The sequence below is a fragment of the Limnohabitans sp. Hippo4 genome, assembly GCF_003063605.1.
GTDB lineage: Bacteria > Pseudomonadota > Gammaproteobacteria > Burkholderiales > Burkholderiaceae_C > Limnohabitans_A.
Map to the genome: position 1 here is coordinate 76,651 of NZ_NESE01000004.1, position 25,339 is coordinate 101,989.

Annotated in this window: 31 protein-coding genes; 18 read left to right on the top strand and 13 right to left on the bottom strand. The window is 54.0% G+C overall.

What is annotated here, in order from left to right; genetic code table 11:
* Positions 1 to 20: 20 nt before the first annotated feature.
* The 8 genes from B9Z46_RS11335 (at position 21) to B9Z46_RS11370 (ending at position 7,110) form a co-directional block, all read left to right on the top strand.
* Positions 21 to 1,316: an NAD(P)/FAD-dependent oxidoreductase gene (locus B9Z46_RS11335; protein ID WP_369907442.1), complete on the top strand. Its 1,296-nt coding sequence runs from the start codon at positions 21 to 23 to the stop codon at positions 1,314 to 1,316.
* A complete protein-coding gene (locus tag B9Z46_RS11340) occupies positions 1,313 to 2,143 on the top strand; it encodes a DUF1365 domain-containing protein (protein ID WP_108256582.1) in 831 nt (276 codons plus the stop codon). The genes B9Z46_RS11335 and B9Z46_RS11340 overlap by 4 nt, the downstream gene beginning before the upstream one ends.
* Before the next feature lie 2 nt (positions 2,144 to 2,145).
* Positions 2,146 to 3,369 carry a cyclopropane-fatty-acyl-phospholipid synthase family protein gene (locus tag B9Z46_RS11345; protein WP_108256584.1) on the top strand — a complete coding sequence of 408 codons (1,224 nt, stop codon included), beginning with the start codon at positions 2,146 to 2,148 and terminating at the stop codon, positions 3,367 to 3,369.
* 1 nt (position 3,370) lies between these two features.
* Complete coding sequence (locus B9Z46_RS11350) at positions 3,371 to 3,904, top strand: chalcone isomerase family protein (RefSeq protein WP_108256586.1); 534 nt, start codon at positions 3,371 to 3,373, stop codon at positions 3,902 to 3,904.
* Entirely contained in the window at positions 3,901 to 5,202 is a 1,302-nt protein-coding gene (locus B9Z46_RS11355) for an MFS transporter (protein ID WP_108256588.1), read from the top strand. Before B9Z46_RS11350 ends, B9Z46_RS11355 begins: the two co-directional genes overlap by 4 nt.
* Positions 5,199 to 5,813, top strand: coding sequence for a DUF3833 domain-containing protein (locus tag B9Z46_RS11360; protein WP_082466675.1), 615 nt, complete (start codon positions 5,199 to 5,201; stop codon positions 5,811 to 5,813). Before B9Z46_RS11355 ends, B9Z46_RS11360 begins: the two co-directional genes overlap by 4 nt.
* Positions 5,814 to 5,908: 95 nt before the next feature.
* Positions 5,909 to 6,673, top strand: coding sequence for an SDR family oxidoreductase (locus B9Z46_RS11365; RefSeq protein WP_233246007.1), 765 nt, complete (start codon positions 5,909 to 5,911; stop codon positions 6,671 to 6,673).
* A gap of 2 nt (positions 6,674 to 6,675) precedes the next feature.
* Positions 6,676 to 7,110 carry a nuclear transport factor 2 family protein gene (locus B9Z46_RS11370; RefSeq protein ID WP_055359424.1) on the top strand — a complete coding sequence of 145 codons (435 nt, stop codon included), beginning with the start codon at positions 6,676 to 6,678 and terminating at the stop codon, positions 7,108 to 7,110.
* 33 nt (positions 7,111 to 7,143) lie between these two features.
* Here the strand turns inward: B9Z46_RS11370 and B9Z46_RS11375 are convergent, their stop codons facing one another.
* Positions 7,144 to 7,758: a glutathione S-transferase N-terminal domain-containing protein gene (locus B9Z46_RS11375; RefSeq protein WP_108256592.1), complete on the bottom strand. Its 615-nt coding sequence runs from the start codon at positions 7,756 to 7,758 to the stop codon at positions 7,144 to 7,146.
* 104 nt (positions 7,759 to 7,862) lie between these two features.
* On the opposite strand from B9Z46_RS11375, the gene purB reads away from it, so the two are divergent.
* Positions 7,863 to 9,269 (top strand): adenylosuccinate lyase, encoded by a 1,407-nt coding sequence (gene purB / locus B9Z46_RS11380; protein ID WP_055359422.1) that lies wholly within the window; start codon positions 7,863 to 7,865, stop codon positions 9,267 to 9,269.
* Between the two features lie 11 nt (positions 9,270 to 9,280).
* Positions 9,281 to 9,841 (top strand): YaeQ family protein, encoded by a 561-nt coding sequence (locus B9Z46_RS11385; protein WP_108256594.1) that lies wholly within the window; start codon positions 9,281 to 9,283, stop codon positions 9,839 to 9,841.
* Between the two features lie 27 nt (positions 9,842 to 9,868).
* On the opposite strand, the gene B9Z46_RS11390 is transcribed toward B9Z46_RS11385, so the two are convergent.
* On the bottom strand, positions 9,869 to 10,330 hold the full coding sequence (locus B9Z46_RS11390) for a DUF3717 domain-containing protein (protein ID WP_055359420.1): 462 nt from the start codon (positions 10,328 to 10,330) through the stop codon (positions 9,869 to 9,871).
* Between the two features lie 151 nt (positions 10,331 to 10,481).
* Between B9Z46_RS11390 and B9Z46_RS11395 the strand changes: the two genes are divergently transcribed.
* The 3 genes from B9Z46_RS11395 to B9Z46_RS11405 are packed head-to-tail and all read left to right on the top strand — an operon-like array spanning position 10,482 to position 11,847.
* Positions 10,482 to 10,790, top strand: a complete 309-nt coding sequence (locus B9Z46_RS11395) for a hypothetical protein (protein ID WP_146179264.1) — start codon at positions 10,482 to 10,484, stop codon at positions 10,788 to 10,790.
* Between the two features lie 24 nt (positions 10,791 to 10,814).
* A complete protein-coding gene (locus tag B9Z46_RS11400) occupies positions 10,815 to 11,219 on the top strand; it encodes a hypothetical protein (protein ID WP_108256598.1) in 405 nt (134 codons plus the stop codon).
* Position 11,220: 1 nt separating this feature from the next.
* Complete coding sequence (locus tag B9Z46_RS11405) at positions 11,221 to 11,847, top strand: hypothetical protein (RefSeq protein WP_108256600.1); 627 nt, start codon at positions 11,221 to 11,223, stop codon at positions 11,845 to 11,847.
* A 15-nt stretch (positions 11,848 to 11,862) separates the two neighbouring features.
* Here the strand turns inward: B9Z46_RS11405 and B9Z46_RS11410 are convergent, their stop codons facing one another.
* A complete protein-coding gene (locus B9Z46_RS11410) occupies positions 11,863 to 13,446 on the bottom strand; it encodes a M48 family metalloprotease (protein WP_369907443.1) in 1,584 nt (527 codons plus the stop codon).
* A gap of 97 nt (positions 13,447 to 13,543) precedes the next feature.
* Between B9Z46_RS11410 and moaC the strand changes: the two genes are divergently transcribed.
* Positions 13,544 to 14,047 carry a cyclic pyranopterin monophosphate synthase MoaC gene (gene moaC, locus B9Z46_RS11415; protein ID WP_108256602.1) on the top strand — a complete coding sequence of 168 codons (504 nt, stop codon included), beginning with the start codon at positions 13,544 to 13,546 and terminating at the stop codon, positions 14,045 to 14,047.
* A 29-nt stretch (positions 14,048 to 14,076) separates the two neighbouring features.
* Here moaC and B9Z46_RS15135 read toward each other — a convergent pair whose 3' ends face one another.
* The 5 genes from B9Z46_RS15135 to sucC all read right to left on the bottom strand — a co-directional run bounded on the left by B9Z46_RS15135 (position 14,077) and on the right by sucC (position 18,003).
* Positions 14,077 to 14,529, bottom strand: coding sequence for a substrate-binding domain-containing protein (locus tag B9Z46_RS15135; RefSeq protein ID WP_158268431.1), 453 nt, complete (start codon positions 14,527 to 14,529; stop codon positions 14,077 to 14,079).
* On the bottom strand, positions 14,526 to 15,020 hold the full coding sequence (locus tag B9Z46_RS11425; protein WP_055359414.1) for a pilin: 495 nt from the start codon (positions 15,018 to 15,020) through the stop codon (positions 14,526 to 14,528). Before B9Z46_RS11425 ends, B9Z46_RS15135 begins: the two co-directional genes overlap by 4 nt.
* Before the next feature lie 101 nt (positions 15,021 to 15,121).
* A complete protein-coding gene (locus tag B9Z46_RS11430; RefSeq protein WP_108256606.1) occupies positions 15,122 to 15,820 on the bottom strand; it encodes a TerC family protein in 699 nt (232 codons plus the stop codon).
* Between the two features lie 121 nt (positions 15,821 to 15,941).
* Complete coding sequence (gene sucD / locus B9Z46_RS11435; protein WP_055359412.1) at positions 15,942 to 16,835, bottom strand: succinate--CoA ligase subunit alpha; 894 nt, start codon at positions 16,833 to 16,835, stop codon at positions 15,942 to 15,944.
* A gap of 4 nt (positions 16,836 to 16,839) precedes the next feature.
* Positions 16,840 to 18,003, bottom strand: a complete 1,164-nt coding sequence (gene sucC, locus B9Z46_RS11440) for an ADP-forming succinate--CoA ligase subunit beta (RefSeq protein WP_055359411.1) — start codon at positions 18,001 to 18,003, stop codon at positions 16,840 to 16,842.
* Between the two features lie 170 nt (positions 18,004 to 18,173).
* Here sucC and argC point away from each other — a divergent pair, with 170 nt between their 5' ends.
* Positions 18,174 to 19,100 carry an N-acetyl-gamma-glutamyl-phosphate reductase gene (gene argC / locus B9Z46_RS11445; protein ID WP_055359410.1) on the top strand — a complete coding sequence of 309 codons (927 nt, stop codon included), beginning with the start codon at positions 18,174 to 18,176 and terminating at the stop codon, positions 19,098 to 19,100.
* A gap of 16 nt (positions 19,101 to 19,116) precedes the next feature.
* Here argC and recX read toward each other — a convergent pair whose 3' ends face one another.
* On the bottom strand, positions 19,117 to 19,590 hold the full coding sequence (gene recX, locus B9Z46_RS11450; protein ID WP_108256608.1) for a recombination regulator RecX: 474 nt from the start codon (positions 19,588 to 19,590) through the stop codon (positions 19,117 to 19,119).
* A 34-nt stretch (positions 19,591 to 19,624) separates the two neighbouring features.
* Entirely contained in the window at positions 19,625 to 20,653 is a 1,029-nt protein-coding gene (gene recA, locus B9Z46_RS11455; protein WP_108256611.1) for a recombinase RecA, read from the bottom strand.
* 140 nt (positions 20,654 to 20,793) lie between these two features.
* Between recA and B9Z46_RS11460 the strand changes: the two genes are divergently transcribed.
* The 3 genes from B9Z46_RS11460 (at position 20,794) to B9Z46_RS11470 (ending at position 23,665) form a co-directional block, all read left to right on the top strand.
* Positions 20,794 to 21,312: a MarR family winged helix-turn-helix transcriptional regulator gene (locus B9Z46_RS11460; protein WP_055359407.1), complete on the top strand. Its 519-nt coding sequence runs from the start codon at positions 20,794 to 20,796 to the stop codon at positions 21,310 to 21,312.
* 124 nt (positions 21,313 to 21,436) lie between these two features.
* Entirely contained in the window at positions 21,437 to 22,111 is a 675-nt protein-coding gene (locus tag B9Z46_RS11465; protein ID WP_108256613.1) for a response regulator transcription factor, read from the top strand.
* Between the two features lie 33 nt (positions 22,112 to 22,144).
* Positions 22,145 to 23,665 carry a sensor histidine kinase N-terminal domain-containing protein gene (locus tag B9Z46_RS11470; RefSeq protein ID WP_233245994.1) on the top strand — a complete coding sequence of 507 codons (1,521 nt, stop codon included), beginning with the start codon at positions 22,145 to 22,147 and terminating at the stop codon, positions 23,663 to 23,665.
* A 59-nt stretch (positions 23,666 to 23,724) separates the two neighbouring features.
* Here the strand turns inward: B9Z46_RS11470 and B9Z46_RS11475 are convergent, their stop codons facing one another.
* Genes B9Z46_RS11475 through B9Z46_RS11485 form a run of 3 tightly spaced genes read right to left on the bottom strand, consistent with a single transcriptional unit; the run spans position 23,725 to position 25,324 of the window.
* Positions 23,725 to 24,381, bottom strand: coding sequence for a glutathione S-transferase family protein (locus B9Z46_RS11475; protein WP_108256615.1), 657 nt, complete (start codon positions 24,379 to 24,381; stop codon positions 23,725 to 23,727).
* Positions 24,378 to 24,551: a hypothetical protein gene (locus tag B9Z46_RS15140; RefSeq protein WP_158268432.1), complete on the bottom strand. Its 174-nt coding sequence runs from the start codon at positions 24,549 to 24,551 to the stop codon at positions 24,378 to 24,380. The genes B9Z46_RS11475 and B9Z46_RS15140 overlap by 4 nt, the downstream gene beginning before the upstream one ends.
* Before the next feature lie 5 nt (positions 24,552 to 24,556).
* A complete protein-coding gene (locus B9Z46_RS11485) occupies positions 24,557 to 25,324 on the bottom strand; it encodes a biotin--[acetyl-CoA-carboxylase] ligase (protein WP_108256619.1) in 768 nt (255 codons plus the stop codon).
* Positions 25,325 to 25,339 lie beyond the last annotated feature (15 nt).

The following is a 25,339-nucleotide window of genomic DNA, read 5'->3' on the forward strand; positions in this document are numbered from 1 at the left end:
GATTGCGAAAGTCTGACATCTTGAAGTACAAAAAAATTGCCGTTGTCGGCTCAGGCATCTCGGGCTTGGCCGTTGCACACAGCTTAAAAGGACAAGCCGAGGTCACGCTGTTTGAAGCGGGTGATTACTTTGGTGGACACGCCAATACCGTCGACATCAGTTTGCCTACGGCCGCAGGCATGGTCATGCATGGCGTCGACACCGGGTTTTTGGTGTTCAACGAAAGAACTTATCCCAACCTGATCAATCTGTTTGCAGAGTTGGGTGTCGAGACGTCCTTGTCTGACATGTCTTTTTCAGTGCAAGCACCCAAGGCTTGGGGCAACGAGTCCTTGGAGTGGAGTGGCAGCAATTTAGACACGGTCTTTGCACAGCGCCGAAATTTGGCGCGCCCCGAGTTTTACAAAATGTTGTTGGATGTGCTGCGCTTTAACAAGTTGTGCACGCAAATTGCACAGCAGCAAACCGAGTCCGCACTGCGCCAACCTTTGTCGGAATTTTTAAAGCAGCATCAGTTTGGCAAGGCTTTCCAAAATTGGTATTTCTTGCCCATGATGGGTTGTATTTGGAGTTGCCCCACGGATCAAATGCTGGCCTTCCCAGTGGCCACCATGATTCGGTTTTGCCACAACCATGGCCTGCTGCAAATCAGCAACAGGCCGCGTTGGTTCACGGTCACGGGCGGCTCTCGCAACTACGTGCAGAAAATAGTCAGGGACATCAACGACAAGCGTTTGAACACCCCCGTGCAACTCATTGAACGAGATGCGCAAGGCGTTCGCGTGGTGACGCAAGGGGCTGCAGAGCGTTTTGATGAAGTGGTCATCTGTACACACTCCGATCAAGCCTTGCGCATGCTGCGCACGCCCTCTGCAGAAGAAACGCAGTATTTGTCAGCCATTCGCTATCAAGACAATGTGGCCGTTTTGCACACCGATGACAGCGTGCTGCCGACTCGCCGCAAAGCATGGGCCGCGTGGAATTACGCACGCGCCGAAAGCGAAGACCAAGAAAGCGCACGCGTTTGTTTGCATTACCTGTTGAACAAACTGCAGCCCTTGCCATACGAGCAAGCCGTTGTGGTGTCACTCAATCCGGCGCAAGCCATCGATGCCAGCAAAGTCATTCGCACGTTTGACTATGCACATCCGGTGTTCGATTTGGCCGCCATTGACGCGCAACAACACATCCACCGAATTCAAGGCCAACAGCACACATGGTATGCCGGTGCTTGGTTGGGCTATGGTTTTCATGAAGATGGGTTGAAGTCTGGGTTGGCTGTGGCCAGAGAGTTGCTGCTGAAAGTTCACGCATGACAACTGCCCACATCAGCATTGGACATGGCCAGATCAGGCACGTGCGTTTACGCCCGGCCCGCCATGCCTTTGACTATGCGGCTTATTTTGTGATGTTGCCCATGCGCCACCTGCAATCGGTGCTGCGCAATCCAGAGGCTGCAAAAGCCGTGGCTTTTCCCATCAACCGAGCAGGCCTGATGTCGTTTCACGACGTCGACCATGGTGATGGTCGATTGCCAGAACAAGGCGGTGCTTTGGCTTGGCTGGAGTCTTTGTTGGCCGAAGCCAATGTGCAAGACGCGGACGGTGAAATTTGGCTTCAAACATTTCCGCGCGTCTTGGGCTACACCTTCAAGCCCGTCAGTTTTTGGTACTGCCATCGACAAGACAACAGTTTGGCCGCCATCGTGGCCGAGGTTCACAACACCTTTGGCGAGCGACACTGCTATTTGTTGCAAGAGCCCAAGTGGGGTGTCACGGCGCTTGCAGACAAGGTGTTTCATGTCTCACCTTTTTGCAGAGTCTCAGGGCATTACCAATTCAGGTTCATGCGAACCCTTCAAAACGGCGTGGAGCGCATAGTTGCGCGAGTTGACCACAACAATGAAGACGGCCCTTTGATTCAAACCAGTCAAAGTGGCAAGTTGGTGGACGCAAGTCCCAGCGAAATTCGAAACACTTTTTGGCGCTATCCCCTTTGGACTCTGGCCGTGATGTTGCGCATTCATTGGCACGCCTTGTTGCTCTGGTTCAAGAAAGTTCCTTTTTTTCACAAACCCGCGCCTCCCACGCAATTTGTTACGCGTGGTCAAGCGACTTCAACCTTCACTTCTAAATCTCGCTGAACATGAACTCCACCACGTCTTCCAGCACATCGATGGCCATCCAGTCTGCACCTATGGCCGCGCGCCGTGTGCTTCAGTTGCTTGAAAAAATGGAGCACGGCACCTTGACCGTTCAGTTCCCCGATCGAAGCTCGAAAGTTTATGGCAATGGTGCAATGCCCCATGCCGCCATCAGCTTGCGCAACTGGAATGTTTTTTTGGCCAGCATGAAATCGGGCGACATTGGTTTTGCGGAAACCTACATTGCTGGGGATTGGACCACGCCCGCCTTGAGTGATTTGTTGCGCGTCATGATTCAAAATCGCCGCGTTGTGGAAGATTTGATTTATGGCTCTTGGTGGGGCCGCATGATCTACCGCGTCAAGCATTTGCTCAATCGCAACCACAAAGCCAACAGCCGCAAAAACATCCACGCCCACTACGACCTGGGCAATGCGTTTTACGAATTGTGGTTGGATGGCACCATGAATTACTCGTCCGCATTGTTTGAGGGCGATTTCAGCCGCAGCATGCAAGCGGCACAAAACGCCAAAGTGCGCCGCGCTTTGCAAGCCACGGATGTCACTGCGGGCTCTCGCGTTTTGGAAATTGGTTGTGGTTGGGGTGCTTTGGCCGAAATGGCCACCTTGGAAATGGGCGCACATGTGACCGGTGTGACCTTGTCGACCGAACAATTGGCTTTTGCCAATGCGCGCATGAAATGGAATGGCAAAACCGATCAGGCCGATTTGCGTTTGCAAGACTATCGCGACATTGACGATGGTCCCTATGACGCGGTGTGCTCCATTGAAATGATCGAGGCGGTCGGCCAAGAATACTGGCCCACTTATTTCCAAACGGTTAGCAAGATGTTGAAGCCAGGCGGCAAGGCCTGCATTCAAAGCATTGTGATCGACGACGCGTTGTTTGACCGTTACGTCAAATCAACTGACTTTATTCAGCAATATATTTTCCCGGGCGGCTGCTTGCCCAGTCCTTCTGAGTTCAGAAGGCAGGCGCGCTTGGCGGGCTTGGAAGTGGTCGATGAGTTGAAGTTTGGTCCCGATTACGCCGAAACTTTGCGTCGTTGGCGACATGACTTCTTGGCCCATGAGGCGCAGGTGTTGACCTTGGGCTTTGACACCGCATTCATTCGCACTTGGGAGTTTTATTTGGCCTATTGCGAAGCCGCTTTCGATGAAGCCAACACCGATGTGATTCAGTTCACATTGAAAAAGCCAGGCTGACATGAACATCCTGCAATGTCGTTTATGGCAGATCTTGTTGGTGGTGGTGCTCAGTAACGTGAGCGCCATGGCCGCTGCCAACGAAACGATATTGCCAGGCGCGAAACCTTCAAGCACTCAGCGCTATCAATTTTGGGGCTTCGAGATTTACGATGCCCGTTTATGGACCTCGCCTGGTTTTTCGGTGCAGCAGTACACGGCTTCGCCGTTTGTTTTGGAGCTGTCATACCTTCGCAATTTTGAAGGGGCAGCCATTGCCAAGCGCTCGATGGACGAGATGCGCAAGTTAGGCAGCATCAATGCGGCACAAGAGAAAGAATGGCTCAAGGCCATGACCGATATTTTTCCCAATGTTCGCCCTGGTGACCGTTTGATGGGGTTCTACAAGCCCAACGAAGGTGCTGAATTTTGGTTTCAACAAAAGCGTTTGGGTGCCATCACCGATCCACAATTTGCCAAGCTCTTTTTTGGCATCTGGCTGCATGAGGCCACATCAGCACCTGCCATTCGACAAGCCTGGATCAACGGCTTATGAGTGAGACATCGCGTGCCGCACAGACAACGGGCGCATCCTATGGCCTGCTGGCTTTGCCTTTGTCGTTTGTGGCTTTGCCCATGTACGTCAACTTGCCACACGCATACGCCACACACTACGCGGTTCCTTTGACCACCCTCGGTCTTGTTTTGTTGATCAGTCGTTTGTTGGACGCTTTCATCGACCCATGGATGGGGCGAATCAGCGATGTGCTGTATGCCAAGTCCAATCAAGCCGTCGGTACTGCTGCCTTCGCTTTGGCCGCTTTGCTGTTGGTATCTTTTGTCGCCTTGTTTTTCCCGCCACTGTTTGCTTCCACGTCAGGCTATGTGGCCTGGGTCGCGGTGTTTGTCAGTTTGTGTCACCTCACCTACAGTGGTTTGAGCATTCTTCACCAAGCCTGGGCAACACGTTTGGGCGGCGATGCTTTGCAACAAGGCCGCGTGATCGCTTGGCGTGAAGCGGCCGGCTTGGTGGGCGTGGTGTTGGCGTCGCTGCTTCCTGCTTTGGCAGGCTGGCAGACCACCAGCATCTTTTTGGGCGCTTCATTGCTCGTGGGTTTGTGGGCATGGTCTCGGGTGTTTCAAACCAATGTACCTGTGTTGTCCGTCGAAGCCGCATCGCCCACAGCCAATGCCATGGCCTTGCCGATTCGTCAAAGTTTGTTTTTAAAACTCTTGGCTGTGTTCATGCTCAACGGCATTGCCAGCGCTGTTCCTGCCAGCTTGGTGATGTTTTTTGTAGAAGACCAAATACAGGCGTCATCAGACATTGCGCCGTGGTTTTTAGGCGCCTACTTCATGGCCGGCGTGGTGTCTTTGCCGGTTTGGTTGAAATTGATTCGCCATTGGGGCTTGCCCAAAACATGGGGTGTTGGCATGTTGATGGCCATTGTCAGTTTTGCTTGCGTCAGTTTTTTAGGCCCAGGTGATGAACTGTTGTTTCTTGGTGTGTGCGTCGCTTCGGGCATTGCCTTGGGGGCAGACATGGTGGTGCCTGGCGCATTGCTCAATCGCGTCATTGATCACTTAGGTCACCGGGGTGAAGCCGAGGGCTTGTATTTGGGATGGTGGAACCTCATCAGCAAATTCAATTTGGCGATGGCAGCGGGCCTGTGCCTGCCACTTCTGGCCAGTTGGGGCTATGCCCCGGGTGCGCGAAGTGCCGAAGGCTTGCATGCACTGTCCCTCGCCTACGGCGTGTTGCCTTGTGTTTTGAAAACCGGTGCCTTTGCCGCGTTGTTTTATTTTTGGATTCAACCGTCAGCCACTTCGCTGACATCAAGGGGTAACTTATGAACAGACGACAGTATCTCAAGCGTGTTTCTCAAGGCGTCGCTGCCCCGCTTCTATTGCGCACATCGGGCTTGGCTGCGTTGAGTGCTGGGGCCGGACTTTTGTCAGGTTGTGCAGGCCCTCAATTGTCTGACTACGCAGCGCAAACGCCCGTGCTTGATTTGCGAACCTACTTCAATGGCATCGTCGATGCTTGGGGTGTTTTCACGGACCGTTCAGGCCGCGTGGTGAAACGCTTCAAAGTGGTGATGGACTGCCAATGGCAAGGTGATGAAGGTGTTTTAGACGAGGCCTTCACCTACTCTGATGGCACCCAACAACGGCGCATTTGGAAATTGAAAGCTTTGCCGAATGGCCGCTATGAAGGCCGCGCTGACGATGTGGTGGGGATGGCTGCTGGTGGGGTGAGTGGCAACACTTTCCGCTGGCAATACACCTTGGCCCTGCCTGTCGATGGCACGGTTTGGGAAGTGCAATTTGACGACTGGATGTACCTCATGGACGAGCAAGTCATGATGAACAAAGCAGTGATGCGCAAATGGGGTGTGACCTTGGGTGAAGTCACCTTGTCATTCAAGCGCAGAGTTCCCAATGCGTCGGGTCGTGTGTCATGAACCTGGATGTTGCAAAAGCAGGGCAAGACACGGTGCCCGTTCAGACCCTCAAAAGCCCCGTCAAGCGTCGATGGGGCGCGCCTTTGAACCCACCCATGGTTCAGTGGCAAGGCAAACGTGTGTGGTTGATCGGTGCTTCCAGTGGCATTGGTTTGGCGTGTGCCAAAGCTTTGCATGCAGCGGGTGCCAACGTGATCATTTCCGCGCGTGATTTAGGCGTGGTGTCTGTCTGGGCCGAACAATCTCAACAACAAGGTCAAGCGCTCACGCTGCTGCCCCTAGACGTGACGGATGCCTTGCAAGTGCGTTATGTCATGCGTCAAGTGGCCGCGCTGGGACCTTTGGACATGGTGCTTTACTGTGCGGGGCATTACCGCGCGCACCGTGCAACAGAATTCGATTTGACCGACATGTTGCGCCACCAAGAAGTGAACTACAACGGTTTATTGAGAGTGCTCGATGCAGCGTTGCCGGTGTTGCTGCAACAGGGCTTTGGCCATGTCAGTGTGGTCAGCAGCGTGGCGGGCTGGCGTGGCTTGCCCAACGGTTTGGCCTATGGCCCCACCAAAGCAGCGGTCACGCATTTGGCAGAAACCATGTACATGGATTTGCAAGACAAAGGCATTGGCGTCAGCCTCATCAACCCGGGCTTTGTCGCCACACCACTGACCGCACAAAACAATTTCCAAATGCCCGCCTTGATGTCGCCCGAAGATGCGGCCAAAGCCATGCTGCAAGGTTGGGCAGAGGGTTTGTTTGACATTCACTTTCCCAAACGATTTACGCTGTGGTTGAAGTTGCTGCGCCTGTTACCCTATCGCATGTACTTCGCTTTGGTACGCCGATTTACAGGACTGTGACCATGAACTCGCGTCAGCGCTTTGAACAAATAGCCAACTACTTTGAAACTCTCACACCGCAAAGTGTGAGTGAACTGAACGCGTTTTACAGCGCCACCGCGCGCTTCAAGGATCCCTTCAATGACGTGACCGGTGTGCCCGCCATAGAGACCATCTTTGCGCACATGTTTGCGTCATTGACGCAACCGCGCTTTGTCATCACGGGCCAAGTGGTCGATGGCGATCAGGCGTTTTTGACGTGGGAATTTCGCTTTCGTTTCAAGCGCTTTGATACGCAGACCGAACAAGTGGTGTTGGGCACCAGCCATTTGGTACTCGATGCAGACCAACGCATCAGCTTGCACCGCGATTATTGGGATGCTGCTGAGGAACTTTATGAGAAGCTGCCGTGGGTTGGCGCTTTGATGCGGTGGCTGAAAAAACAGGCCAACAGTTAAACCCTGTTGGCCCTGCAGTCGGCAGCGCTCGACTTAAGCCGGTACGCTGTCAATGAAACTTTGACGTTGCATCAACTTGGTGTACAGCTTGTCCAAATTGGGATAAGTGTCGCGCCATTGAATGGCAGGAAAGCGGAAGTCCAAATACCCCAGCGCACAACCCACCGCAATGTCCGACAAGCTCAGATGTGCACCCGAGCAGTAAGGCTTGTCGGCCAGACCGTGTGACATGGCGCGCAGTGATTCAGAAATCTTGTGCAATTGGCGGTCAATCCATGGCTGGCTGCGCTGTTCAGGAAGGCGATGTGGCCAGACGGCTTCCATGCGTGCCAGCAAAGCGGCATCTAGCAAACCATCGGCCAAAGCCTCCCAAGTTTTAACTTCGGCGCGTTCACGGCCATTGACGGGGATCAGTTTGCCAACAGGCGACAAAGTGTCCAAATACTCCACAATGACGCGGGAATCAAACACGGCTTCGCCGCCTTCCAAGACCAAGCAAGGCACCTTGCCCAGAGGGTTGGAGGCGTGAATGGTGGTGTTGGCCGACCACACGTCTTCGGCCACCATGCGGTAGTCCAGTTTTTTTTCAGCCATCACGATGCAAACTTTGCGGACATAAGGGCTGGTGGGTGAACCGATCAATTTCATGGGTTTGTTCTTGTAAAAGTCGTCAAAAGCGAGTCGAATTGACGTGCATTCTAGAGGAATCGAAAGCTCAGTCATTTGTCAGGGTCAGAACTTACAATCGGTGTATGACTTCTTCTCCTATTTCCGCCCTATCGCCCTTGGATGGCCGTTACGCCAACAAGCTCAACGCACTGCGCCCGCTCATGAGCGAGCTGGGGTACATGCACCGCCGTGTGCAAGTTGAAATTGCCTGGTTCATTGCGCTGTCCGATGCCGGGTTCGAAGAGTTCAAACCTTTGTCCTTGGGTGCACGCCGATACCTCACAGGCTTGGTCACCCAGTTTTCAGAGCAAGATGCTTTGGCCATCAAGGACATCGAAAAGACCACCAACCATGATGTGAAGGCCGTCGAGTATTGGATCAAGTCCAAATTCAAAGATCGTCCCGAACTTGAACAAGCATCAGAGTTCGTGCATTTTGCTTGCACCAGCGAGGACATCAACAACACCAGCCATGCCCTGCAACTCAAAGGCGCACGACAGCAAGTGATCTTGCCTGCGTTAGACGAAGTGATTGAACAGTTGCGCAGCATGGCGCACGCGTATGCGGCAATTCCCATGCTGAGCCGCACGCATGGCCAAACTGCCAGCCCCACCACGGTCGGCAAAGAGTTGGCCAATGTGGTTGTGCGTTTGCGCAGCACCCGCGACAAAATTGCAGCTGTTCCATTGAAAGCCAAAATGAATGGCGCTGTGGGCAATTACAACGCGCACTTGTCGGCTTGGCCCCACTTTGACTGGGAGAATTTTTCCAAGTCAGTGGTCGAAACACCCGAGTCACACGAAGCAGGTGCCTCGAGTGAGCATTGGGGTTTGGGTTTGTCGTTCCAACCCTACAGCATTCAAATTGAACCGCACGATTACATGGCGGAATTGTTCGATGCGGTGGCGCGTACCAACACCATCTTGATCGATCTGTCGCGTGACATTTGGGGTTATGTCAGCTTGGGTTACTTCAAGCAACGCCTCAAAGCAGGCGAGATTGGCTCATCGACCATGCCGCACAAAGTGAACCCCATTGACTTTGAAAATGCTGAAGGCAATTTGGGTTTGGCCAATGCGGTGCTGAAACACTTGTCAGAAAAGTTGCCCATCAGCCGTTGGCAACGCGACCTCACGGATTCAACGGTGCTGCGCAACATGGGTGTGGCCTTGGGTTACTCGGCGCTGGCCTATGCATCGCTCATGACCGGCTTGAAAAAGTTAGAGTTGAACGAAGAAGCATTGGCGCAAGATTTGGACGCGGCCTGGGAGGTTTTGGCCGAGCCCATTCAAACGGTCATGCGCCGTTATGGCGTGCAAGGCGCTTACGAGAAATTGAAAGAAGTGACGCGTGGCAAAACGGTAACGGCTGATGCGTTGCATGGCTTGATCAAAGGCTTGGAGATTCCGCAAGAAGAAAAAGACCGCTTGTTGGCCATGACGCCGGGCAGCTACATTGGCAAAGCCATTGAGCTGGCCCAGCGGGTTTAAGCGAGTCACGAATGGCGCTTAAATCCACCATCTACAAAGTCAATCTTTCCATTGCAGACATTGACCACAGTTACTACGCCGATCACGCCCTCACCTTAGCGCGTCATCCCAGCGAAACCGACGAGCGAATGATGATTCGCTTGTTGGCTTTGTCCCTCAATGCCTACAAATTGCAAACCGATTTGAATGGCGATGGTGTGTTGGCCTTTGGCGCAGGTTTGTCGGACCCCGATGATCCCGATTTGTCACTGCGCGATTTCACGGGTCAAACGCGTTTGTGGGTGGAAGTGGGGCAACCCGAAGACAAGCCCTTGAACAAGGCCTGCCAAAAATCAGATGCCGTCATGGTGTATTGCTTCAACCATGCGGCAGAGGTGTGGTGGCGCGGCATTGAAAGCAAACTCACGCGCATGGACAAATTGCAAGTGTGGCGCGTACCTACCGAGGCCAGCCAGGCCTTGGCCAAATTGGCTGAACGCAGCATGCAAATTCAAACCACGGTGCAAGAGGGCGAGCTCACCTTGAGCAACAGTCAAGACAGCGTGCACCTTGAAGTGGTGCGTTGGAAATAATTTTTTGAACAGCGGAATGAATGCCGCTTAGCTTTGAAAGCCAAGTGGGACTTGAGCTTCTGCGGCTGCGCGCGCCAAGTGACGATCCTCTGCGGCGCGCTCGGCATAGCGGTTGAAGCGCCAAGAAGTCCCGTCAACGGTGATGCGGCGCCAAACTGAGCGCTTTTCACCGGGACTCATCTCCGTCCACAGTTGCACCTCTTCAAAACTTCTGCCGCAACCCTTGCATTCGGGGTCGCCTTGAAACGTTGAGCAAATGGCGATGCAAGGCGTGTCGGGTGTGCTGGCGTACCAAGCTTGCCAAGCCTCTGCAGCGGCCAAAGGCAAGGTGTATTCGTCGGCCTCATCTTCCTTGTAATAGACCATCAGTGCATACACCTCCGCCAGCGCTCGCAACTCGCGCGGCAGCGCCACCCCGTCTGGCGAGGGGTTTTTTTGGCGCCAGTAATTGATCGCCGCTTCGATGTCCGTGATGTGAATGCCAGCCATGAGGTCTTTGAAGAAGGACCGGAATCATAGCTTTTTGTGAAAGCACTTGGCGGCGAGCTTGTTTTGCAAGTCAATGCAGGCACCAACCCAGCCCCACGCCCCTAAGATGCATCCATGAGTACTGCTTTGGTACTCAATATTGGAAATCATCATGTACAAAACAACTCACACTTCAAGCGTTATGCAAATGGACTTTTGGCCTGTTGCCCTCGGTGGCATTGCCTTCGATGCAGCCATTGAGTCACCCATCGAGTCACCCCACTGGCTTCTTTGGGGCTTGATGAACTTTGGCATCGCCACAGAACCCGCCGTCGATCTGCAAGCCCACTTTGCCCGCGAAACCGAAGCCAACGAGTTCCAACTTTTACAAACACTTTCACAAACAGTTTCATTCAACCCAGCGATTGAACCGGTCGGTGTTCCTGCGCCCACCCCTTTCCTGGTCATTGATTATTTTTAATCGCATGCCAATAAGGAACACACCATGCAAGTTTGCAGCATTGCCGAAACCCAACAAGTTTGGGGACAAGGCTTCTTTGATTTTTTAAAGTTTGACTCTGGCACCACCAACGGTGCACGAGATGATGGCCAAGCACTGGGTTCAGGCTGTGGCACCGCCATGTTTGACCGTGTGGTGCCCGACGTGATGTTTGGCATCAACCTTCAGTCGTCTTGTGCGGCGCACGACAACCGTTACAACATGTGCGGCTTTGAAAAAGCAGAGGCCGACCATTTATTGCGCACCGACATCTTGACCAGCTGTGAGGCCCAAGGTGGTAATGGACTGATGTGCGCTGTCATTGCAACAAGCTATGGCTTGGGAGTCAGCTTGGGAGGCGGTAAAGCGTATTCCGTTTCTCAAGAAAAAGTTTGTTTCGAGATGAACTGACATGACGCTGCTTTTGCACCTTGCTAATTCGCATGCCGCGCATGTCTTGCGTGCAAAGGTGGCACCGTTGATGGGCCATCTTGCAATGCTGCTCATGTCACTCAACCTGTACTGGCCCGCTGCGCAAGCCACCGAAGTTTTCAATGGTGTACCCATCGACTTCGGAACCACATTTCTGCACGAAAAAAGAGCCATGCAATTGCATGCAGTTCTCACGCCAGAGGAAACGCAAATCATTGCCAGTGCCATGGAGCGAATTGCCGCCACGGTCAACGAAGCACATGCCGAATCAGTGCAACCCAAAACCGCTTGGCGAAAAAACACCAGCGCACAGAACATCGCGTTGCGAAACGCAAGCCGTGCCGCCAGCATCGATCCCCATTTGGGCATGGCTGTTAAACAAATACACCAATGGCAAGTGCTGCCCCAGTACATTGTGTTTGATGTCGATTATTTTTTGCCCGAACGTGTGGGCCATGCGCCTCAAATTTACAGAGACCGTTATGCGCTCACAAAATCAGCAGCGGGTTGGATGTTCAGCGGTCACCCCCAACCCTTGGCCATTGGCAAACTCACATGCCAGTATGTCAATGCCTTGTGGGTCTGCCCACCATCACCCATGCCTTAAGGTGTCAGTGCCAACTCATCTGTCTTGTCGCTCTAGCATTTGCTCGCGTAAAAGGCCTTGGGCAAAACGCAAGCGCGCATCCACAATGGACGCCTCAATGTGATCCGCTTGTGCTGCATTCATTCGCCTGGAGGCATCTTGTGCGGCTCTAAAACGATCCACAGCAGCGCCAAAATCCATCCTTGCCAATTGCGTTTCACCTTCTGCTCTTAACGAAGCCAAAGGCCGGCCTTGTGCAGCCAATGCGGTTGCCAGCACTTGCCAGGCTTGCGCATCTTGTGCATGTTGAAGCACCCAACGCTGGAGCGCTGAGATGCCTTGCGCCAAAATTTGCGAAGTCTCTGCAGTGGGCGAAGACACTTGCAAGCGCGCGCTGGCCTGCGTGATGAAAAGCAGCTCGGGTCGTTGCCACAAACTGTTGGCTTGCGCGCTCACATGCCGCAATGAAGTCAGCACGCTTCGCATGTCATCTTCTTTGAATGCCAACTCGGCTTCAAGCAACTGAACCAAACGCGCTGAAGGCGCATGTTGGGCCGCTGCCAATTTGAGTCGCGGCAACAAGGCATGCGCTTGGGCAAGGTCACGCAGCTGCATCCACGACAAGCAAGCACCATACAAGATGCCCATCTGCTTGGCAGTGGACTGTTTGGCCACACTGGCATCGTTGGCTTCTTGGGCCCATGCGCGCAAGGCATCGACGCCTGGTTGAGAAAACACACGTGCCCTTGCAGACATCATGGCTTGAACCAGATCTTGTTCTTGATTGGCGGCACGCGGGGTCTGAAGTTGTTGGCGTGATTGCATGTCGGCCATGCGTTCACTGCTGAGTGGGTGACTGCGCAAATACGGAAATGCGCCGTTGTCATTCAAGCTCGATGCTTGCTGCAATTTGCCAAACATGTTGACAAATCCTTGCGTATCAAAACCAGCTTCTGACATCACGCCATAGCCAATCCGATCGGCTTCTCGCTCCATGTCGCGCGAGAAGTTGAGCTGTGATTGTGCAGCCATGGCTTGACCACCCACGATCATGGCTTGCGCGCCTTGCGCACTTTTGCTGGCAGCCAACATGCCCAGAATCATGGCGCCGATGAGCCAAGGTGTCATGCGTGCCTGATCTCCCATGGAGCGCGAAATGTGTCGCTGCGTGACGTGACTCAGCTCGTGCGCCATGACAGAGGCCAGCTCATCGCGAGTGGTGACAACGCTGATCAGCCCCAGATGAATGCCTAGATAACCACCTGGTAGCGCAAAGGCGTTGACCGAGCGATCGCGTCCAATCAAAATTTTCCATGCAAAGCGCTCTTGCAATTCGGGCGACATGTCGCCCCGTGCTTGGGCACCCTTGACCAAAGGTTGCCAAATGTTTTGCAAATACTCATCCAGAATGGGGTCTTCCAAATAATCTGGATCGCGGTAGAGCTCACGCGCAATGCGATCGCCCAATTTGCGCTCTGCTGAAAGTGTCATGTCCGCGCCATCGCCCAGGGCGGGTAAATTGGACGAGCTGGTGGGCAACTGCGACCACACAGGGGTCAGCAGCAGAGACAATGCCAAGATGGCAATCAGCGGTTTAGATTTGGCAGGCGCAAGCTTCAATTAAGGGTACCGACTTTGAAGGTGAATCCGAACACCGTATCATGCTCGATCTAAGTCAAGCGTTTGTAAATGGTTTTCCCCGTTTTTTTCAATAGACATGTCCCAATCTTCGTCCAACTCATCCTCTCCTCTGACTCACTTTGATGCGCAGGGTCAAGCGCACATGGTGGATGTGGGGGGCAAAGCTTCAACTCACCGAGTGGCCGTGGCAACAGGCTCGATTCAAATGCTGCCCGCGACATTGGCATTGATCCAGGCGGGTACAGCCAAGAAAGGCGATGTGTTGGGCATTGCGCGCATTGCGGGCATTCAAGGTGCCAAGCGAACGTCGGATTTGATTCCGCTTTGTCATCCATTGGCCTTGACGCGCGTGGCGGTAGAGTTTGAAGTGCCGACTTCGGCACCGGCGCCCACCATCGTGTGCCGTGCCACAGCCGAAACTGTGGGTCAAACAGGCGTAGAAATGGAAGCCCTGACGGCTGTCCAAGTGGCCTTGCTGACCATTTACGACATGTGCAAAGCCGCTGACCGCGGCATGACCATCACCGATGTGAAATTGCTAGAAAAGCAAGGTGGCAAATCGGGGCATTGGGTGGCCTGATGGCGCCTGCCATCAAGGCCTAGCTTGCCTTATTCGACGAAGGGCTCAATGCCAATGGGTTTGAGGACCGCGTCGGCGGGTGGTGTGCTTAGAAACTTGGTCAGTGCGCGTGCAGCTTCAGCGTGTTTGGATTGTGGGTTGATGCCTGTGGCAAAGCCAATCCACGTTTGAAGTTCCTTGGGGATTAGTCCCAACATGTCAACGCCAGGCACACCATAAATGCGTGATGCCACGACCACCACCATGTCAACAGTGCCAGTGGCCACCACTTCGACGTTGTACTCACCCGGCATGGGTCGCAACTTGGGTTTCATTTCGGCACCGATGCCCATGCGATCGAGCAAACTGACAAAGTAAATGCCGCTGGCACCGTCACCAGGGTAGGCCACAGAGTTGATGCTGAGTATGGTTTTCTTGAAACCTTCAACGGTGGAAATGTCGGGCTTAGGCACGTCTGAAAGTGCCGTGCTATTTTTCCTCACGCACCCTTGCAAGAGCTGGGCAAGTATTTGGCTGCGAGGGGATTGGTGGCGGCGGGACCGCAGACCCAGGCACTGATGGGTTTGCCGCCATCGGTGGTGCCCACCAATGCTGTGGTGCCCGATTGAATGGGCGTCAATGAGATGGCATTGGTGGTGGCGCTGGTGGCGCCGCGCAAGGTACTGGGGTTGCCGGTGACGGTGATGATGCCATTGGCATCGACAGACAAGCCAGACACGTATTGCGACGTTTGGGTTTGACAAGCCGCGGGCAAGGCCGTGCTGACATCGGCTTGCGAAGCGGTGCTGACCACTTCGGAGACGGCAGTTTTGCATTGTGTGGCGGCCAACAGCATTTCGGAAACTTTGGCACGCACGGCATAGTCTTGGTACGCTGGCAATGCCAAGGAGCCTAGGACACCGATGATGGCAATGACCACCATCAGTTCGATCAAGGTAAATCCGCGAAAGTAATTGGAGCGAGGCGCTGTCATGGTGGTCCTAAGTAAAGAATAATTTTATCTCGAAGGACTTCATTAGGCCGTAAAAAAGCCGACCACAAAGGGCCGGCTTGGTCACAAATGCTTGCTTGATGTCAAACGTTAGCCTCAGGTGTTTCCTTGGCTGCGTGTTTGGCTTGGAAGAATTTACCGATGGCCAAAACTGCCAATGCGCCTGCAGTTGCGGCTGCGTAGTGCAACCAAGGGTTCTCCGCAGAAAATTCACGCAGGGCCACGTCACTGGCGATGGTTTCGCCGCCTACCCAGCCGATCAAACAAGCACCGAACGTGACGATGATGGGGAAGCGTGTCATGAGTTTGATCATGATGGCACTGCCAAAAATCACCATGGGAATGCTGATGGCCAGGCCCAAAATGAGGAGGGTCATGTTGCCTTTGGCGGCCGCGGCCACTGCAATCACGTTGTCCAAACTCATCACAATATCTGCAATCAGAATGGTTCGAATGGCCGCAAACAGGCTGGCTTTTTCCACCTCGCCTTCGTCTTCGTCGCCATCTTCACTCAGCAGTTGTGCGCCAATGTACAGAAGCAGAAGGCCGCCGATAATTTGCAGGTAAGACAGCTCAAGAAGTGCCGCTGCCACCACGGTCAGCGCAATGCGCAGTACCACGGCCGCGCCTGAACCAAACAAAATGGCTTGACGTTGTTGGTGTTCGGGCAGTGAGCGTGCCGCTAAGGCAATCACCACGGCGTTATCGCCAGACAAGATGATGTTGATCCAAATGATCTTCATCAAGCCGATCCAGAAGTCGGCGTTTTGTATCATTTCCATGTCAGTCCCTTTGCATTTTTAGTAGGAATAAGAACTGGCCCCTAAGGGCCAGTTCTGTTGTCGGGACTCGAATTTTAACGGCCAGACCGGGCCGCTGGATGCGTATAAGTGCTTACAGCAATTACAGCATGGCCTTCAGCAAACGGCCCATTTCGGAAGGATTGCGGGTAATTTTGAAGCCGCATTCTTCCATGATGGCCAATTTGGCATCGGCTGTGTCGGCGCCGCCAGAGATCAAGGCACCGGCGTGGCCCATGCGCTTGCCTGCGGGCGCTGTGACACCAGCGATAAAGCCAACGATTGGCTTTTTCATGTTGTCTTTGCACCAGCGAGCGGCTTCAGCTTCGTCGGGACCACCAATTTCACCGATCATGATCACGGCATCGGTGTCGGGATCGTCGTTGAAAGCGCGCATCACGTCGATGTGCTTCAAGCCGTTGATGGGGTCACCACCAATACCGACCGCAGAAGACTGGCCCAGACCGATCTCGGTCAATTGCGCCACGGCTTCATAAGTCAATGTGCCTGAACGAGACACCACGCCAATGCGACCCTTGCGGTGAATGTGACCGGGCATGATGCCGATCTTGATTTCATCGGGGGTGATCAAACCTGGGCAGTTGGGGCCCAACAGCAAAGTCTTTTTACCACCAGCTGCTTCTTTGGCGCGCATGCGATTGCGCACTTCGAGCATGTCACGGACAGGAATGCCTTCGGTAATGCAGATGGCCAAGTCGAGGTCGGCTTCAACGGCTTCCCAAATGGCTGCTGCGGCGCCTGCTGGTGGCACGTAGATAACAGACACAGTAGCGCCTGTGTCGGATGCCGCTTCTTTGACAGAGGCGTAAATGGGGATGTTGAAGATGGACTCGCCCGCTTTTTTGGGGTTTACACCTGCAACGAAGCAGTTTTTACCGTTTGCGTACTCTTGGCATTTTTCAGTGTGGAACTGACCGGTCTTGCCGGTAATACCTTGGGTAATGACTTTGGTGTCTTTGTTGATAAAGATAGACATGTAATTAACCTTTCACCGCTTTAACGGCAGCTTGTGCTGCTTCTGCCATGGTGTCCACGGAAATGATGGGCAAACCGCTTTCTTTCAGCATCTTCTTGCCCAGATCTTCGTTGGTGCCCTTCATGCGAACGACCAAAGGCACGTTCAAGTTAGTGGCCTTGCAAGCGGTGATCACGCCAGTTGCGATGGTGTCGCACTTCATGATGCCGCCGAAGATGTTGACCAAAATGGCTTTCACTTTGGGGTTCTTCAACATGATCTTGAAAGCTTCAGTGACTTTCTCGGGGGTAGCGCCGCCGCCCACGTCCAAGAAGTTGGCGGGCTCTGCGCCAAACAGCTTGATGGTGTCCATGGTGGCCATGGCCAAGCCCGCACCGTTGACCAAGCAACCAATGTTGCCGTCCAAGCTGATGTAGGCCAAGTCGAATTTAGAAGCTTCGATTTCAGCTGGATCTTCTTCGTCCAAATCGCGGTAAGCCACGATTTCGGGGTGACGGAACAAAGCGTTGGAATCGAAGTTGAACTTGGCGTCCAAAGCGCGGATGCCGCCGTTGCCTTCCAAGATCAAAGGATTGATCTCGACCAAAGACGCGTCGGTTTCCATGTAGCACTTGTAAACTTTCTGGAGCACGTCGGCGGCTTGGGCTGTTGAGCCAGCAGGCACGCCAATGGCGTCAGACAATTTTTTGGCTTGAGCATCGGTGAGGCCCAAAGCGGGGTCAACGATTTCAGTGATGATTTTCTCGGGTGTGTCGTGTGCCACACCTTCAATGTCCATACCGCCTTCGCTGGACACGATCATGGCCACACGTTGTGAGGCGCGGTCTGTGACAGCGGAGATGTAATATTCTTTTTGGATGTCAGCGCCGTCTTCAATCAGGAGGCGACGAACTTTTTGACCTTCTGGGCCCGTTTGGTGTGTGACCAACTGCATGCCCAAAATTTCACCGGCGAGCTTTTTCACCTCATCGATGGAGCGCGCCAGCTTCACGCCGCCGCCTTTGCCGCGGCCGCCCGCGTGAATTTGTGCTTTGACAACCCACACTGGGCCGCCCAATTTTTGAGCGGCTTCCACCGCTTCTTGGACTGTAAAGGCCGGAATGCCGCGGGGCACTGGCACACCAAATTGACGCAAGATTTCCTTGCCTTGGTACTCGTGGATCTTCATGAGGTTTCTCTCAGAGGGTGGTTATTCTCACCAGCCAGTCAGGGTGGTTTGCCCTAAGCAAGCACTGGACACTTCAGCCGGCGACTGTATCATGTTGCAACGCACCAATCTTGAGCCGAGTCACTTACATTGACATGACGCGGCAAAATTTTTTCTTGGGAGAGCCCTGAATGGCCAAAAAAATATTCATCGATGGCGAAGCTGGTACCACCGGGCTCTTGATTCGCGAGCGTTTGCTGGCCATGCCCGAGGTCGAATTGGTCAGCATTGCCCCAGAAAAGCGCAAGGACCCCGAGGCCAAGCGCGAGCTGATGGCCCAAGTTGATCTGGTTATTTTGTGCCTCCACGATGATGCCGCTAAAGAATCCGTGGCCATGATCGATGCTTTGCCTAGCCACAAACCACGCATCATTGACGCATCCACCGCCCACCGCGTGAACGACCAATGGGTGTTCGGTTTTCCTGAAATGCGTGCCGGTCAACGCGAAGCTGTGGTGAGTGCGCAACGCGTCAGCAACCCTGGTTGTTATGCCTCAGGCGCCATCGCCATCCTGGCACCATTGATCAGTGCTGGCATCTTGCCTCCAGATTTTCCGGTTGCTTTGCCCTCAGTAAGTGGTTACTCCGGTGGTGGCCGCACCATGATTGAAGACTATGAAGCAGGCCGCGCGCCTTTGCACGAAGCCTACGCTTTGGGGCTGCAACACAAGCACGTGCCCGAGATCATGAAGTACACCGGCCTGACGCGTCGCCCCATCTTTTTGCCAGCCGTTGGCAATTTTCGGCAAGGCATGTTGGTGGAGTTGCCGCTGTTTCTGGACGACTTGCCTGGCAAACCGAAAGTGTCCGATTTGTATGAAGCTTTGCGCGCGCACTACGCCAGTAGCCAAAACGCTGGCGGTTGGGTCAGTGTGGTGGCAGCTGAAGAAAGTGGCAAATTGGGCGCCACCGGCAACAACGACTCCAACAAACTGGAAATCAGGGTGTTTGGCAACGAGACGCATCGCCAAGCTGTGGTGATTGCCCGATTGGACAATTTGGGCAAAGGGGCCAGCGGCGCTGCGGTTCAAAACTTGAAGTTGATGCTGGGTCTTTGACCTGGCAGAACAAGCTTCAGCTGTCGAAGTCTTCTTCGGGCGCGCCCGATTGCTGGACGACTTTTCGGACCACCTCGGCCGAAAACCCGCGCGTGAGCAAAAACCGGTAATGCTTGGCGCGCTCGTTGGCATCCGCCGCAGGCGCGCCAAATTTCTTTTGCCAGACGCCTTGGGCGCGTGCGAATTCAGAATCTTTTAAGTCCAGCATGGCCTGAGCCACTGCTGCAGGCGCCAAGCCTTTGGCTTGCAGTTCTTGTTTGATTCTGCCGTTGCCCAGCTTTGGCGCGCGATGGTTAAGAACGGACTCCAAGACGCGGGTTTCGTCAATGAAACCTTTGGCTTGGAGCTCGTCGAGGGCTTGTGCCAGCTCGCCCGGCACCTCCTCGTGGGGGGACAGTTTGCGAACCAGCTCAGCTCGAGAGTGTTCGCGCTGCGACAAAAGCCGCAGCGCACGTCCTTTGAGGGACAACTTAAACCCGGGCTGAGCCATTGATCAAGGAACGCAACTGGAGAAAGGCGTGAGATTAGGCGGCTGCGACGGCTTCAGCCAGCAGTGGGATGCCCAAAGATTCACGCACTTTGTTTTCAATTTCGGCAGCCAGTTCGGCGTTTTCACGCAGGAACTCACGGGCGTTGTCGCGGCCTTGGCCAATTTTTTCGCCGTTGTAGGCATACCAAGCGCCTGACTTGTCGATGATTTTGGCCTCGACACCCATGTCGATGATTTCGCCTTGGCGGCTGATGCCTTCACCGAACAGAATGTCGAACTCAGCGGTTTTAAAGGGCGGAGCCACTTTGTTTTTAACCACCTTGACTTTGGTTTCGTTGCCGATCGAGTCGTCACCTCGTTTGATGGTGCCGGTGCGGCGGATGTCCAAGCGCACAGAAGCGTAGAACTTGAGCGCGTTGCCACCGGTGGTGGTTTCGGGCGAGCCGAACATGACGCCAATCTTCATGCGGATTTGGTTGATGAAGATGACCATGCAATTGGTTTTCTTGATGGTGGCGGTGAGCTTGCGCAGGGCTTGGCTCATGAGGCGGGCTTGGAGGCCGGGCAAAGAGTCGCCCATGTCGCCTTCGAGTTCGGCCTTGGGGGTGAGTGCGGCCACGGAGTCGATGACGACCAAGTCGACGGCGCCGGAGCGAACCAGGCTGTCGACAATTTCAAGGGCTTGCTCGCCGGTGTCGGGCTGGCTAATGAGCAGGTCTTGCAGGTTGACGCCAAGCTTTTGAGCGTACTGAATGTCCAAAGCATGTTCGGCGTCGACGAAGGCGCACTGACCGCCGATTTTTTGCATCTCGGCAATCACTTGCAAGGTGAGGGTGGTTTTGCCAGAAGACTCTGGGCCGTATATTTCAACCACGCGGCCGCGGGGCAAACCGCCTACGCCCAAGGCAATGTCGAGCCCCAAAGAACCCGTTGAGACGACTTGGATGTCTTCGATGACTTCACCCTCGCCCAGACGCATGATGGTGCCTTTGCCAAATTGTTTTTCGATTTGGGCCAGGGCTGCTTGCAGGGCTTTGGTTTTGTCGCTGTTTTGGTCGCTCATAGAAATCTCCATAAAAATCAACGGGTTGAAAAACTTGCATTCAGAAAGCTGATCAAAGACTGGATGCTTGAACAGTACTGTAATGGCATTGTCTCAATGAGTAAATAGATTTTTTAGTCAGTTTGCTTTACTATCTGCAAATGCCAGTCAATGACAGTTTCATCACCCATTCACAGGGCCAAGCGCCGTCATCTGCTGTCCGCGATGACCGATGGCGCGAAACACATTTGGGTCGTTTGTTGGGCCATTCCATGAGGCGTTTCGATGCGCGCGTTTTAAGCCTGATGGCACACAACGAGCAGGTGCCGCTGGCGCTCTCGAATTTGGCTGCAAGAGATCAAATCAGTGCGGCACACGTTCACATCACACGGCATTTGTCGCTGCAGGGTTCAAGGCTGACGGACTTGGCGCAGGCCGCAGGGATGAGCAAACAAGCCATGGGCAATTTGGTCGACCAGTGTGAAGCATGGGGTTTGGTCAAACGAACACAAGACAGTCGAGATGCGCGCGCGCGCCTGGTCGAATTCACCGAAGACGGCTTGGCGTGGTTGGCCGCCTTTCAAGTGGCGGTGGCACAAGCAGAAGAAGAATTCAAAGCTTCCGTGGGCCTTGAAATTGCAACCGTAGTGGCCTTGGGACTTGAAGCCTATTGCATGTAATGGCAAACGAGGGGTCGGCCATGGTGAAACTCTCGTCACAGAGCGTTGATAGTCGCCTAAAATTTAGACAGCCGCCTCCGGGCGCAAAACACAAAGCCAAACAAGGCCAAAGCGGGAGACAAGCATGCGCATTTTGATAGCTGAAGATGATCAGGTGTTGGCCGATGGTTTGCTGCGCAGTTTGCGCAGTGCAGGTGCGGCCGTGGATCATGTGGCAAGTGGCACAGAAGCCGACGCTGCGCTCATGACCAACAACGAATTTGATCTGCTCATTCTTGATTTGGGCTTGCCCAAAATGCATGGCCTCGATGTGTTGAAAAAATTACGCTCACGCGGCTCCACCTTGCCGGTTTTGATTTTGACGGCAGCTGACAGTGTGGAAGAGCGCGTGAAAGGTCTGGACTATGGCGCAGATGACTACATGGCCAAGCCCTTCAGCTTGCAAGAGCTTGAAGCGCGTGTTCGCGCGCTGACACGGCGCGGCATGGGTGGCGCCACATCGCAAATCAAACACGGCCCGCTCATTTACGATCAATCAGGCCGCGTCGCCACCATTGACGGCAAGATGGTGGAATTGTCTGCACGCGAATTGGGCTTGCTGGAAGTGTTGCTTCAACGTGCAGGCCGATTGGTCAGCAAAGACCAGTTGGTTGAGCGCTTGTGCGAGTGGGGCGAAGAGGTCAGCAACAACGCGATTGAGGTGTACATCCACCGCCTGCGCAAGAAGATTGAAAAAGGGCCGATCCGCATCGCAACCGTTCGCGGCTTGGGTTACTGCCTCGAGAAAATTCCGGGCTGATCCCGCATTCGCGCTGCCAGAAGTTTTTGCTGAATGAATCCTAAAAATTGGCAGCTGTCTTTTTTTCGCCGCGAGCAGCGCTCGTTGTTTGGCGAAATTTTGGACTGGATGCTCACGCCATTGCTGTTGCTGTGGCCTGTCAGTTTGGCACTCACGTGGCTGGTTGCCCAAGGCCTGGCCAACAAACCATTTGACCGTGCGCTGATTTACAACGCACAAGCCTTGGCGCAGTTGGTCAAGCTCAGTCCTGATCAGCAGCGCGTGCAATTCAATTTGCCGCAACCGGCCAGCGAACTCTTGCGCGCCGACGACGCCGATCTGGTGTACTACCAAGTGATTGGTCCCAAGGGTGAAATCTTGGGTGGTGACCGCGATTTGCCACAACCCCAAGAAGACGAGAAACTGGGCAGTTACGAAGTCAAAATTCGTGACGATGAAATGCGCAGCTTGGAAGTGCGTGTCGCCTACACTTGGGTCCAACTGGCGTCTGACAAGTCACCAGTGGGCATGGGCCCTGTGCTGGTCCAAGTGGCCGAGACACGCGAGAAACGCTCGGTGCTGGCCACTGAAATTATCAAAGGCGTGATGCTGCCGCAGTTTGCCATTTTGCCCTTGGCGGTCTTGTTGGTTTGGTTGGCACTGGTGCGAGGCATCAAACCTTTGTCAGAACTTGAAGAGCGAATTCGCGCCAGAAAATCAGATGACTTAAGCCCACTGGATGAAAAAGCGGTGCCACTGGAAGTTGCGCCGCTGGTGTCGTCCGTGAACGATTTGCTAGGGCGTTTGAAAGACTCGATCGCTACGCAAAAAAGATTTTTGGCAGATGCTGCGCATCAACTCAAAACACCGTTGGCAGGCTTGCGCATGCAAGCCGATTTGGCACAGCGCAAAGATGCCAGCGAAGAAGAGCTGAAGCATTCGCTCAAACAAATTGGCCGCGCCAGTGTGCAAGCCACGCACACCGTCAATCAGTTGTTGTCCTTGGCCCGCGCTGAAGGCGGTGGTGCCATCGATCTGCAGTCGTGTGACATGGAGGCATTGGTCAGCGAGGTCTTGCATGACTCGTTGCCGCGCGCCATGGACAAGGGTTTGGACTTGGGCTATGACGGTGTGGACACCGACAGCAAACGTCGCTTTTTGAAGGTGCAGGGCAATCCCACTTTGCTAAAAGAGATGATTCGCAATCTGGTCGACAACGCCATTCACTACACCCCCAGCACCGAAGAGCGGATCGGTGTGATCACTGTGCGCTTGTTGGTTGACCCTTATAGCCAGGCATTGGCTGTTCAGGTGGAAGACAATGGGCCAGGAATTGCTCCCGCTGAGCGTGAGCGTATTTTTGAACCCTTCTACCGCGCATTGGGCAGCAACGTGGATGGTTCTGGTTTGGGCTTGCCCATTGTGCGAGAGATTGCACAGCGGCATGGCGCCACGGTGTCAGTGGACGTGGCGCATCCAGGTCAAACACCACCGGGTGCGTGCTTCACCATTCGCTTTGCCCGGGTCAGCAATAAATTCAAAACCAACATGGCCTCAGGGTCTGCAGATCTTTAAGCCTGTGCAATGGCCCCGCTGAGCCACATGGACTCATACTGAGCCACGCAGAATTTGATTTAGGCGGGCTTGAACAAATTCAGCTGAAGTCGCTCACGCTCAATCACCACAGCCACGGCGGGCTGCGCCGCAACTTTTTGAACGTGTGCCCACAAAGCAGGATAGGTGCTGGGATCGATTCCGGCAATCGAGCCCCAGCGCGTCAATGTCAATGCGTAGACATCGACTGGACCCACATGCGCGCCTGTGAGCCATTCTGAAGTTTTCAAATTGCGCTGCACGATATTTTCAAGTTCACCCAACAAAGCTTTGTAGGTTTGTGTATTGAAGACCTTGAGCGCCGCTTGCACTTCTGTTTGATCGCAAAATTTTTGCGGCATGAAAATATGCGTGAAGGTGGGGTGTACGGTGTTGTTCATCCATGCCAAAGTTTCAATCGCTTTTGCGCGCGCCAATGCCTCAGTGGGCAAAAAATGAGCGTCAGGAAATTTTTGGTCGATGTACAAAATGATGGCCAAAATTTGGGTTACAACCTGTCCGTCATCGACCAAGACGGGCACTTGTCCGCGTGGATTGATGGCTTTGTATTCGTCACCGTTTTGCTCTCCCTTGTGCAGTTTGACCATTTGCGGCTCGTACGCTGCGCCAGACAGTTGCAGCAGGCAGTGCGGTACAAATGAACAGGCGCCGGGGGCGAAATAGAGTTTCAAGCTCATGGGTTTTTCCTTGTAATGACCACGTTGTCGGGTTGGATTTGTTGCAATGTCCGCTCGGGCTCGCGTGCGCTGTCGGGTGCGAAGCCCCACGACTCAAAAATGCCTTGTCGCCAACTATAAAACAGGGCGTTCAAGACCATCAAGATCAAAATCAGCCATCGAAGTTTCATGTGTTTCATAGGGCGCGAACACTCACTTCTGAACTGTTGATGCTTTGGCGGCCGTCGTTTGTGAGAATTTGCAAAGCCCCTTGATTGTCCACACCTTCACACAGGCCTTCTAGGGCATCGCTGCTCTGCACTTTCAAACCACGCAAAGCATCACGCGCATTGAATCGCTGTTGGAGCGGCGCAAAGCCTTGCGTTTCAAATTCTTTCAAGGCTTTGAGCAAAGGCTGGGTGATGCGCTCTAGCACCATGGGCGCCGTTGCCCCCTGCCAAAATTCTGCAATGGCCGCTGCGGGCGTTCTAAGGTCCGTGGTGGGGGGCAGTTGAATGTTCAGGCCAATGCCAATGACGGCATAACTTTTCCCGCCTTGGCTGGCTGCTTCAATCAAGATGCCACCCATTTTTCTTTGTTGGCGCCACAAATCGTTGGGCCATTTCAGTTGAATGTCGGGCCCCAGCGATTCGGCCAGACTCAGGCCAACGGCCAAGGACAGTCCCGACCAGTTTTGGGGTTGATAAGGCAAACCCAATGAAAACGTCAAAGCGTGACCGACCTCACCGTGCCAAGCACGTCCTAAACGGCCACGACCCGCTGTTTGCCGCTCGGCGAGCAACAAAATCGGGTCGTGCACAGCATTTCTGGCCCGCCGCATGAGTTCGGTGTTGGTGGAGTCAATCTCGGGCAAGATTTCAATGCTGAAACCTGGCCACTCTGGCACCACCGATGCCCAGATGGCTTCGGCTGGCCAGCGTAGCGGGTCTGCCTGCGTGCTCATGGGGACTCAATGCAT

What these genes read in the sequence shown, in the direction of transcription:
- B9Z46_RS11340 (WP_108256582.1), top strand. Translation starts at nt 1,313, where the DNA reads ATGACAACTGCCCACATCAGCATTGGACATGGCCAGATCAGGCACGTG.
- B9Z46_RS11345 (WP_108256584.1), top strand. Translation starts at nt 2,146, where the DNA reads ATGAACTCCACCACGTCTTCCAGCACATCGATGGCCATCCAGTCTGCA.
- B9Z46_RS11350 (WP_108256586.1), top strand. Translation starts at nt 3,371, where the DNA reads ATGAACATCCTGCAATGTCGTTTATGGCAGATCTTGTTGGTGGTGGTG.
- B9Z46_RS11355 (WP_108256588.1), top strand. Translation starts at nt 3,901, where the DNA reads ATGAGTGAGACATCGCGTGCCGCACAGACAACGGGCGCATCCTATGGC.
- B9Z46_RS11360 (WP_082466675.1), top strand. Translation starts at nt 5,199, where the DNA reads ATGAACAGACGACAGTATCTCAAGCGTGTTTCTCAAGGCGTCGCTGCC.
- B9Z46_RS11365 (WP_233246007.1), top strand. Translation starts at nt 5,909, where the DNA reads ATGGTTCAGTGGCAAGGCAAACGTGTGTGGTTGATCGGTGCTTCCAGT.
- B9Z46_RS11370 (WP_055359424.1), top strand. Translation starts at nt 6,676, where the DNA reads ATGAACTCGCGTCAGCGCTTTGAACAAATAGCCAACTACTTTGAAACT.
- B9Z46_RS11375 (WP_108256592.1), bottom strand. Translation starts at nt 7,758, where the DNA reads ATGAAATTGATCGGTTCACCCACCAGCCCTTATGTCCGCAAAGTTTGC.
- purB (WP_055359422.1), top strand. Translation starts at nt 7,863, where the DNA reads ATGACTTCTTCTCCTATTTCCGCCCTATCGCCCTTGGATGGCCGTTAC.
- B9Z46_RS11385 (WP_108256594.1), top strand. Translation starts at nt 9,281, where the DNA reads ATGGCGCTTAAATCCACCATCTACAAAGTCAATCTTTCCATTGCAGAC.
- B9Z46_RS11390 (WP_055359420.1), bottom strand. Translation starts at nt 10,330, where the DNA reads ATGGCTGGCATTCACATCACGGACATCGAAGCGGCGATCAATTACTGG.
- B9Z46_RS11395 (WP_146179264.1), top strand. Translation starts at nt 10,482, where the DNA reads ATGTACAAAACAACTCACACTTCAAGCGTTATGCAAATGGACTTTTGG.
- B9Z46_RS11400 (WP_108256598.1), top strand. Translation starts at nt 10,815, where the DNA reads ATGCAAGTTTGCAGCATTGCCGAAACCCAACAAGTTTGGGGACAAGGC.
- B9Z46_RS11405 (WP_108256600.1), top strand. Translation starts at nt 11,221, where the DNA reads ATGACGCTGCTTTTGCACCTTGCTAATTCGCATGCCGCGCATGTCTTG.
- moaC (WP_108256602.1), top strand. Translation starts at nt 13,544, where the DNA reads ATGTCCCAATCTTCGTCCAACTCATCCTCTCCTCTGACTCACTTTGAT.
- B9Z46_RS11425 (WP_055359414.1), bottom strand. Translation starts at nt 15,020, where the DNA reads ATGACAGCGCCTCGCTCCAATTACTTTCGCGGATTTACCTTGATCGAA.
- B9Z46_RS11430 (WP_108256606.1), bottom strand. Translation starts at nt 15,820, where the DNA reads ATGGAAATGATACAAAACGCCGACTTCTGGATCGGCTTGATGAAGATC.
- sucD (WP_055359412.1), bottom strand. Translation starts at nt 16,835, where the DNA reads ATGTCTATCTTTATCAACAAAGACACCAAAGTCATTACCCAAGGTATT.
- sucC (WP_055359411.1), bottom strand. Translation starts at nt 18,003, where the DNA reads ATGAAGATCCACGAGTACCAAGGCAAGGAAATCTTGCGTCAATTTGGT.
- argC (WP_055359410.1), top strand. Translation starts at nt 18,174, where the DNA reads ATGGCCAAAAAAATATTCATCGATGGCGAAGCTGGTACCACCGGGCTC.
- recX (WP_108256608.1), bottom strand. Translation starts at nt 19,590, where the DNA reads ATGGCTCAGCCCGGGTTTAAGTTGTCCCTCAAAGGACGTGCGCTGCGG.
- recA (WP_108256611.1), bottom strand. Translation starts at nt 20,653, where the DNA reads ATGAGCGACCAAAACAGCGACAAAACCAAAGCCCTGCAAGCAGCCCTG.
- B9Z46_RS11460 (WP_055359407.1), top strand. Translation starts at nt 20,794, where the DNA reads ATGCCAGTCAATGACAGTTTCATCACCCATTCACAGGGCCAAGCGCCG.
- B9Z46_RS11465 (WP_108256613.1), top strand. Translation starts at nt 21,437, where the DNA reads ATGCGCATTTTGATAGCTGAAGATGATCAGGTGTTGGCCGATGGTTTG.
- B9Z46_RS11470 (WP_233245994.1), top strand. Translation starts at nt 22,145, where the DNA reads ATGAATCCTAAAAATTGGCAGCTGTCTTTTTTTCGCCGCGAGCAGCGC.
- B9Z46_RS11475 (WP_108256615.1), bottom strand. Translation starts at nt 24,381, where the DNA reads ATGAGCTTGAAACTCTATTTCGCCCCCGGCGCCTGTTCATTTGTACCG.
- B9Z46_RS15140 (WP_158268432.1), bottom strand. Translation starts at nt 24,551, where the DNA reads ATGAAACTTCGATGGCTGATTTTGATCTTGATGGTCTTGAACGCCCTG.
- B9Z46_RS11485 (WP_108256619.1), bottom strand. Translation starts at nt 25,324, where the DNA reads ATGAGCACGCAGGCAGACCCGCTACGCTGGCCAGCCGAAGCCATCTGG.